Origin of the sequence: Aromatoleum toluolicum, assembly GCF_012911005.2 — a bacterium.
Classification (GTDB): domain Bacteria; phylum Pseudomonadota; class Gammaproteobacteria; order Burkholderiales; family Rhodocyclaceae; genus Aromatoleum; species Aromatoleum toluolicum.
Genome location: NZ_WTVS01000134.1, coordinates 1 through 6,224, shown reverse-complemented (window position 1 = coordinate 6,224; position 6,224 = coordinate 1). Strand labels below are relative to the sequence as shown.

Genomic DNA, 6,224 nt, shown 5'->3' with positions numbered 1-6,224 from the left:
CCGCTTCGCACCGCCGCTCCGGCGGTGCGGAGCGGTGCTCCGCGAAACCCCACCTCCGCCCCCTTGAAGGGGAGGGAGCTACCAACTACCACCCACCTCAGAACGCGACCGTCGTCCCCAGCACCGCACTCCAGCGCGGCGTAAGCTGCACGCCGTTCACATGCTGGTAGATCGGCCGCTGGTAGTACGCGTAGAGCTGCCAGTGCGGCGACATCTGCCAATTGATGCCCGGGCTCAGCGCCACCGTCGTCGAGCCGGTATCCTCCGGCTCGGCCTCCGCGCCGCGGTCGCGCGCCTTGAAGGCGACGTTGAGCTGCACCGGAATGCTCAGGCGCTCGCTGATCGGCTTCACCCAGCCCAGGTCCAGGTGCGCACGGTGTCCGGGGCGGTAGTCGTCATGCTCGGCGGTCGCCAGTTCCGCCGCCAGGCTCGCGAAGGCGGTCGAGCCGCCCGCCAGCTCCATGCGCCAGTGCGCCCCCAGCAGCACGTCGGTGGTGCCGCTACCCGGCTGCAGGCTGCGCTCCGCCTCCTCGCCGTCGCTGTTCTCCACGTCGCTGCGGCCGGTCGGCAGCTTCACGCCGACGCTCACGCCGACGCCCTGCTCGCGCCCGCCCAGGAGCTCGTGCCGCGCCTTGATGCGCAGGTCGCCGAGTTCGCGGAAATCCCAGCTCTCCGGGATGTGGTGCACCTCGCCGTCGTGCCGGTGGTGGTGGATGTGCTTGTGGTCGCGGTCGATCAGCGGCAGCGTCATGCCCAGCGTCCAGTCCGGCGCGAGATCGCGCTCCAGCGTGAGCAGCAGGTTACGATTGACGGTGCGCTTCTCGTCGTGGTGGCGCCGGATCTCGCCCACCGAGACATTGTCGTCGCCATGCATGGCGTGGCGCTGGTCGATGAACTCGAAGCGCAGGTCGAGGCGGGTATCGCCCGCGAGGCCGGCGTTCATGAACGCCGAACTGGTATTCACGGAACAGAAGGTGGCGCCGCAGGACGCCACGGCGGCGAGCGGTGCGGACAGCGACAGCGCAAGAACGCTCGCTGCCAGCGGACGGAGGATGCAGGACATGATGGCTCCCTCACCCCCGGGCGCCGCGGGCAGCGGGCGGCCGGAGGGCTGAAAACGGAATCGACTGGCAGCGGCCGTTCAGCCGATGCCGGGTGCGGTAGCGGGGATTCCGTCAGCAGCAGGGGGCGCACGCGGCGGCGGCGCGAGGTCGCGCCACGCCAGCGCGCGCGGCAGGGCACGCTCCGCGCCCGCGAGGACGGGCGCGGCAGCGGGAATGAAGAACCACTCCGCCGCGGGCGGAGGACCGGAGGCGAGGCGCACGGCCGAGCAGCAGCAATCCTGGCAGCGATGGCCGGCGGGGTGCTGCTCCTGCGCCTTGTCGTTCTTGGCGCCCGCCCGGCAGATGTCCGAACCGGGCACCGCTGCGCGCGGCGCGGTGTTGCCCAGCGCGAGGATGGGCGCCAGCCACAATACGAAGGCCAGCACGGCGACGACGACGCGTTCGCCCCGCTGGCGCGGCAAGGAGGATAGCGTGCGGCCGAACGCCGTCACGTCCGCCTCGCCGTGCTACGCGATCCGGACCGGGCGGGAATATCGTCCATGCTCATCGTCTTCGTCGTTCTGCACGAACAGCGTTGTTCGGTAGCATTCCCGGGGCGTGCGTCAGGCGCGAATCCACGGACGCGCGCCCCGCAGCCACCTCGCGCTATTGCTGATTCATCACGCAGGTCATGGCATCACCCGGCAGGGTGGATGCGGCGACGATGTTCGACGCATCGGCGCCGGAAAGCTTGCCCTGGTTGGCGAGATCGTTCGCCTTGTCGGCAATCTGGTACAGCAGACCTTCCGCCTCGAGCGGTTTGCTCTGGGACACCTTCTGGTCCGCACCATAGACTTTCGAGAGCAGACCGTCCTTGTTTGCGGCGGCATTCTTTCCGGAGAACGTCGACGAGCTGATCACCCCTGCGACGCCTTGAAGCTCCAATGCGCAGACGCTGACGTATTCATAGTTGACCGGATTCGGACGCGCCGCACTGGCACCACCGGCGCCCAGCGCGAAGGGAACAACGAGGGCTGCGACGAGGGTACGGATCTTGTTGGCCATTTCAAACCTCTATCAGGATCAAGGGTCCCGGGCACGAATCCGCGGGCGCTCGCGTGGGAATTCGGTTACTTGCTCACTGCTTCGCTTGCTTCCTTTACGACAGGCAAGGGACATACCGTGCCGGTACCGCCCTGCGAATGCATTGATTCGCGTCATTCAAGGTAGCCATGCAGACGGCCGCTTCGCCGGACCCGCTGCACACCCTGGACAAACTCCCTTGCTGCCTGTGCGAGCATGACGCCCGCCTCCTGCCGACCGGGATGGCCGCACTCGAGACTCAACTCCCGTCATGGGGCAGGGGAACGTTTCTGCCGATTCTCGCGCGCTGCCTCACAGGATCACCGCGCTCGCAGCTGCTTACGGGATGTAGTTGGGATTCAGGCACATGATCGCTGCGTACGCTCCGTTCATGATGTCCGTCGCATCGCCCATGCCCAGCTTCGGCTTTGCGGCAGAGCTGAGTTCGTCGGCCTTGTCGGAAACCGCGATCATCAGCATGACCGCCTCGTCCTCCTTGCCGGCTGCAACCTTGGTCACCGCTCCGGAGACTTTCCCCAGCATGCCGGTCCGGTCCTTCTCCGACTTGAACGATTTCGCGTACGTGATCACGCCCTCAAGCGTAGTGAATTGACTTCCGCAGGTTCCGGTGTACTCCGCATGGGCATTGCCCATCGCGAAGACCAGGGGAGCGGCGACGAGGGCGACGAGGGTACGAATCTTCATGGACATTTCAAAATCTCCGATAGGTTAGATTTTTGGGCTCGGGGTCCGCAGGCCCCGCGCCTGACACCACGTCGACCGATGAAACGCTGGCAGTTCGGCCCGGCGGATGCGTTGCGGGAAAGTCCCGCAGCACATACAGCAACCGGCGTGCCAATGTGTCCAGACCTGCCACTCCTCAGTTATTTCGCGGTTTTCAGCTCCGCAGTGGGCTGACTTACCCAATCCGCACCCCCCACATCCGGGGGCGTCGACTTACGTTTACGACATATATCGAAGGACTTATACACTTCGCAAATGTGGACGCATCCCGCGTCGTCAAAGGGTTTTGCGTGCCCGCCGCGGAGTTGGGTACATTTCCCCAAACGTGGGCAGAATTCCCCACATCTCAGGACATGCGCCCGCCGCGGCGGCCGCCGAGGCGCTCGAAATGTTCGATCACGCGCGGCACGTAGCGGCGCGTCTCGGCGAAGGGCGGGGTTCCGCCGCTGCGCACGACGGCCCCCGGGCCGGCGTTGTAAGCTGCGACGGCGAGCCCCACGTCGTTGCCGAACATGCCCAGCAGGCGCTTGAGGTAGCGCGCCCCGCCGCGGATGTTGTCGGCGGGGTCGCGCGCGTCGGCGACGCCCATCTCGCGCGCCGTTGCGGGCATCAGCTGCATCAGCCCCACCGCCCCTTTCGGCGACACCGCCCCCGGATCGTAGTTCGACTCGGTGCGGATCACCGCGTGGATGAGCGCCTCGGGCAGGTCGTGCTCGACCGCGGCCGCGGCGACCAGCGGCGCATACGGCAGGCTGCCGGTATCGGCGGCGGAAACCGCCCTGCCGGTCCCGCCTATGGGGGACTTTCCCCCGCTTGCGGGGCCGGGCGAGGCGACGATGCGCTCGAAGCCGCGCCGCGGTTCGTCGGTGAGCGTGACCGATCCGTCGGGCTCGACCTTCATATAAACGTCGGCGTGCGCGGCGAGTGGCAGCGCGAGCCAGGCTGCGAGCAGCAGCGGGGCGGGCGAAGGCATTTGGCGTCTCCCATTGCCATGTTTCGGTCAGATTGAGTGCCGCACGTTCACTCCCTCCCCTTCAAGGGGGCAGAGGCGGGATTTCGCGGAGCACCGCTCCGCGCCGCCGGAGCGAAGCGGAGACTCCCGGGCTGGGGTGGGGATGGGTTAAACGGACGCTGCCGAAACCCATCCCCCTCCTAACCTCCCCCTTGAAGGGGGAGGAACACGGTGCCCGAACGGATCTCATATGTTTGGTTGCCGGGTAAACAATTGGGGAAAATTCCCCACCACCTCGGGGCTTACGCAAGCGCCATGCCTTGTATTCCCGCGCCGCGACACGCGTCACGCCACGGGCATGTTTCCTGCTCGCTCAAATTGACGCCGCCCGAAGCCTGTTCCTACACTGGCGCACACCTAATCAACTGAGCGACAAAGCCCATGGATGATCGTCGAATGTTCCGCCGCGGCTCCACTCGTGACACCTCATTTGCCACCTCACTTGCCACCTCTCGCGGTTTCACGCTGCTGGAGCTGCTGGTCGTGCTGGTGGTGCTGGGCCTGCTCGCGGGCCTGGTGGCGCCAAAGTACTTCAGCCAGCTCGGCAAGTCGGAAGTGAAGGCCGCGCGCGCGCAGGTCGAGGGCCTGGTGAAGGCACTGGACCTGTACCGCCTCGACACCGGCCACTACCCATCGACCGAACAGGGCCTCGCGGCGCTGGTGACGCGCCCCGGCAACGAGCCGAAGTGGGGCGGCCCCTATCTGCAGAAGGCGGTGCCGCAGGACCCGTGGGGCCGCAGCTACGCCTACGCGGCACCGGGCGAGCACGGCGAGTACGACGTGTACTCGCTGGGCAAGGACGGCCAGCCCGGCGGCGACGGCGAGAACGCCGACATCACGAGCTGGGAGTGACGCGCCTGCCGCGTCGCGCCGGGGTCCGCCATGCGCTACCACATCAAGGGGGTCGGTCGGGATGCGGGCGTCGTTGCGCTGACGCTTGACGCGACCAGCCTCGCCGACGCGCGCCGCCAGGCCGAGGAGCAGGGCCTGCGCGTGATGTCGCTGCGCACGGCGCAACGCCTGCCGGCGCTGCGCTGGCAGCGCAAGGAGGTCTTCCCGCTGGTGCTGTTCAGTCAGGAGCTGGCGACGCTGCTGAAGGCCGGCCTGGCGCTGATCGACGCGCTCGAGAGCCTCGCCGAGAAGGAGAGCGACGGCCACGCGCGCAAGGTGCTGGACGACCTGGTGCGCGCGCTGTACGAGGGCAAGTCGCTGTCGCAGGCGCTGGCGCGCGCGCCGGAGGTGTTTCCCGAGCTGTACGTGGCGCTGATCCAGTCGAGCGAGAAGACCGGCGACGTCGGCGCCGCGCTGGGCCGCTACGTGGCCTACCGCGGCCGCGTCGACGAGGTGCGGCAGAAGATCGTCAGCGCGGCGGTGTATCCGGCGCTGCTGTTCGTGGTCGGCTGCGGCGTACTGCTGTTCCTGATCGGCTACGTGGTGCCGCGCTTCGCGGCGGTGTTCGAGGACGTGGGCACCAACCTGCCGTGGCTGTCGCGCGTGCTGCTGGCATCCGGCCAGTTCCTGCACGCGCACCAACTGGAGCTGGGCGTCGGCGCGCTCGCGGCCCTCGCCGGCGCGGCGCTGCTGCTGCGCCAGCCGCCGGTGCGGCGTGCGCTGTCGAAGCTGCTGGAGTCGGTGCCGACGATCCGCAAGCGCCTGTTCATCTACGAGATGGCGCGCTTCTACCGCTCGCTGGGCATTCTGCTGCAGGGCGGCATCCCCATTCTGACGGCGATCGGCATGGTGCGCGGCCTGCTGGGCGTGGCGACGCGCACCCGCCTCGACGAAGTCGCCGCCCGCATCCGCGAGGGCCACGCGCTGTCGTGGGCGCTGGAGGAAAACCGCATGGCCACACCGGTATCGCTGCGCATGCTGCGCGCAGGCGAGCACGCCGGCAACCTCGGCGAGATGATGGAGCGCACCGCGGACTTCTACGACGAGGAGATGAGCCGCTTCATCGAGTGGTTCGTACGCCTGTTCGAACCGCTGCTGATGACCTTCATCGGCCTGGTGATCGGCGTGATCGTGATCCTGATGTACATCCCGATCTTCGAGCTGGCGAGCAGCATTCAGTGATCGGTGGCTGGATGACCGTCCTGTCTACGCCATCAACCGCACTTGACCCATCCCCATCCTGTCCTTCCCCTTGAAGGGGAAGGGACCTGCTAATAATCTCGCGCGCACAGTTTCCTTCATCAGGTTGAGTGCTGCACGGTAGCTACCTCCCCTTCAAGGGGGCGGAGGCGGGGCTTTGAATGGGCGCGCGCGCGGCCCTCGGCACGACACCATGAGATTGCCCGCCGCGTCGTTAGAAGGTTCCTTCCCCTTCAAGGGGAGGGTTGGGG

Annotated in this window: 7 protein-coding genes; 2 read left to right on the top strand and 5 right to left on the bottom strand. The window is 67.3% G+C overall.

What is annotated here, in order from left to right; all coding sequences use genetic code 11:
• Positions 1–97: 97 nt before the first annotated feature.
• The 5 genes from GPA27_RS27535 to GPA27_RS27515 form a co-directional block, all read right to left on the bottom strand.
• Positions 98–1,063, bottom strand: coding sequence for a transporter (locus GPA27_RS27535; RefSeq protein ID WP_169143606.1), 966 nt, complete (start codon positions 1,061–1,063; stop codon positions 98–100).
• Positions 1,064–1,141: 78 nt separating this feature from the next.
• Positions 1,142–1,555: a DUF2946 family protein gene (locus GPA27_RS27530; protein ID WP_169143605.1), complete on the bottom strand. Its 414-nt coding sequence runs from the start codon at positions 1,553–1,555 to the stop codon at positions 1,142–1,144.
• 154 nt (positions 1,556–1,709) lie between these two features.
• Positions 1,710–2,108, bottom strand: a complete 399-nt coding sequence (locus GPA27_RS27525) for a hypothetical protein (RefSeq protein ID WP_169143604.1) — start codon at positions 2,106–2,108, stop codon at positions 1,710–1,712.
• Positions 2,109–2,465: 357 nt separating this feature from the next.
• Entirely contained in the window at positions 2,466–2,837 is a 372-nt protein-coding gene (locus tag GPA27_RS27520) for a hypothetical protein (protein ID WP_169143603.1), read from the bottom strand.
• A 379-nt stretch (positions 2,838–3,216) separates the two neighbouring features.
• On the bottom strand, positions 3,217–3,843 hold the full coding sequence (locus tag GPA27_RS27515; RefSeq protein WP_169143602.1) for a lytic transglycosylase domain-containing protein: 627 nt from the start codon (positions 3,841–3,843) through the stop codon (positions 3,217–3,219).
• 420 nt (positions 3,844–4,263) lie between these two features.
• On the opposite strand from GPA27_RS27515, the gene gspG reads away from it, so the two are divergent.
• Complete coding sequence (gene gspG / locus GPA27_RS27510) at positions 4,264–4,734, top strand: type II secretion system major pseudopilin GspG (protein ID WP_246261526.1); 471 nt, start codon at positions 4,264–4,266, stop codon at positions 4,732–4,734.
• A 30-nt stretch (positions 4,735–4,764) separates the two neighbouring features.
• Positions 4,765–5,955, top strand: coding sequence for a type II secretion system F family protein (locus tag GPA27_RS27505; protein ID WP_169143601.1), 1,191 nt, complete (start codon positions 4,765–4,767; stop codon positions 5,953–5,955).
• Positions 5,956–6,224: the final 269 nt, after the last annotated feature.